The following is a 2,255-nucleotide window of genomic DNA, read 5'->3' on the forward strand; positions in this document are numbered from 1 at the left end:
CGGGCCGACCGGGCCGCGGCGCTCGCCCGGGCGGCCGGGGACGGGCCACTCGCCGCCCGCGCCCTGGCCCTGCGCGCCCGGGTGGTCCGCCCACACAGCCCGGCGGTGTCCCTGCAGATCGCCGGGGCGGCGGCGCGGATCGCGGGGCACAGCTCCACCCGGGCCCTCATCGCCGGGAAGGTCGTCACCAGCGCCTGTGCGGCGACCGGCGACCGGGCAGGCGTCCGGGACGCCGTCGCCAGAGCCTGGCAGACGATGGAACGGCTCGACGACACCGCCCACGGCTCGCCGGGTTTCTCGCTCGACACTTACTCCCCGGCGGATCTGGCCTTGGCCTGCGCCGAGGCCCTGACCACCGTCGGCGCAGCCGACGAGGCCACGCCTCACCTGGAACGCGCCTCGACGTTGATCACCGGCAGCGGCCAGACGGGCATGGTGGTCTCGGTGCGGATGGCGCAGGCCCGGGCCGCACTGGCCCGGGAGGTCCCGGATCGCGACGAGGCAGCCCAGCACGCCGCTCAGGCGGTGGCGCTGTCCGCCGGGCGGCCGGCCGAATGGGTGGCCCGGCTGGTCCGGGACGTGTCGGATCTGGCCGAGCGCCGCACCGGCCACGGTCTCGACGATCTCATGGACGCCACCTCGACCTGGTTGCATCAGGGGTCGGAGGAAAGCCAACGGGTGACGCGCACGCAACCGGCGCGGTTCGGCGTTCCGGCGCCGGCCGGCGTCATGGTGCAGCGGGCTGGCGGACCACCGACTGTGCCTGCGCTCCGGCACGTACCGTGACCGGACCCACCCCGAGGGAGCCGACGACCGGAAGGTCGACCACACGCGTGCCCTCCACCTCCACCGTCGTCGCGTCGACGAGGGTGGAGGTGAGGGTCGTGCGGCCACTCGGATCGGCCCGGCGCTGGTACTGATCGACGGTCGTGGCGATGTCGGCGAGGGGCAGGCGCTCGAAGGCGTCGGTGGCGGTGTAGATCGCGTTCTCGTCGATGCGCTGGGCAGCGGCCAGCGCGGCGCCGTCGGCGGCCGAGGCCACCGACCGACGAGCGAGGTAGACGGCGGACACGTCGGTCACAACGACCACCAGCATCGCCGCGACCATGAGATACCCCAGCGTCAGCACGAGAATGGTCCCGCCGTCCGCGCGGTTGGTCCCGTCCGGGCGGACGACTCCGTCCGGTGTTCCGGCCGACCCCGTTGCTCCGGCCGACCCCGTCCCGCCGCTGGTCACAGGCACACGTTTGGTCACGGGCACGCGTTCTCCTCGCTGACGCTCCTGCCGGAAGGCCGAACAGGCGGGGCCGGAAACCCACTGCCCCAGCAACCCTATTAGCAACCCTATTGTGGGAGAATAGCAACCCCATTGCGGGAGAATACGGTCATGCGGCACTGATCCGACTTACCACCGGAGTCATCGACCGGTTCCGCTCGATGGACGTCAACGGCGGCGCACTGATCGTGGGACACGTCGTGGCGAGCGTGTTCGCAATCTCGTCTCGACGGCGCTGGTGTTCGGCGTGGCCTTCGCCATCGGCTTCCGCTCGCCCGCGGGCCTCTGGCGGTGGCTCGCCGCCGTGGGCCGTGCTGGCGCTGTTCGTACTCGCGCTGTCCTGGCTGCAGGGCTTCGCTCGTAACCAGCAGCCGCGTGCGGGTCAACACCATCTTGCCGTACGGCGCGCGGACAAAGTACTCACCTCACCCCTGACGATCGCGTACACCTCTAGGCTCCGAACCCGTGCACCGGGAGACTTCCGCACCACGGATCCGATATCCTGATCTCACCTCGTCACGGCCGCGGACGATCGCGCGTCCGTTGGCGAGGTTCGCCGGCAGACTCCTTTTCCCATGCCCAGAAGAGGATCATCCAAGTGACCACGACTGCCAAGACCACGAACGCGTTCGATTTCGCGCCCAACGACAGAACACTGCTCGACGCGGAGATCGCCGCTCTCGAGAACCTCGAGAGCGGCGACTTCAGGAATCTCCCACCGACGACCGTGGCAAAGTTCGAGGAACTACGGGGAGCAGGGGCCTTCACCACGACCAGGATCCCCGGAGCCGATGCCGACGTCCAACTCGGCGCCGACGGGATGGAAATCGTATCCGGGGATGCTCCTGAACTTCGCGCTCAAGGGATATCTGGCGGTCGCGTACAGCGAGCGTGGGCTCGCCGACTCCACAGGGAAGATAGACGTCGCCGGTCCGCGGGACCGGGCGGACGGCTCGGCCGTGATCAACTGGGTACTGAA

3 protein-coding genes are annotated in these 2,255 nt (G+C 70.1%); 2 read left to right on the forward strand and 1 reads right to left on the reverse strand.

All coding sequences use genetic code 11. The features are described from left to right. Positions 1 to 786, forward strand: a 786-nt coding sequence (locus AC08ON_RS09870; protein ID WP_476616822.1) for a hypothetical protein, incomplete at its 5' end; no start/stop codon positions are given. Here the strand turns inward: AC08ON_RS09870 and AC08ON_RS09875 are convergent. Further along, a complete protein-coding gene (locus tag AC08ON_RS09875) occupies positions 728 to 1,255 on the reverse strand; it encodes a pilus assembly protein TadG-related protein (RefSeq protein ID WP_476607306.1) in 528 nt (175 codons plus the stop codon). The genes AC08ON_RS09870 and AC08ON_RS09875 overlap by 59 nt on opposite strands. 731 nt (positions 1,256 to 1,986) lie before the next feature. Between AC08ON_RS09875 and AC08ON_RS09880 the strand changes: the two genes are divergently transcribed. Further along, positions 1,987 to 2,255 (forward strand): CocE/NonD family hydrolase (locus AC08ON_RS09880; protein WP_476616823.1); only part of this gene is annotated, 269 nt, incomplete at its 3' end.

It is taken from the genome of Frankia sp. CoWAU3 (assembly GCF_977971855.1).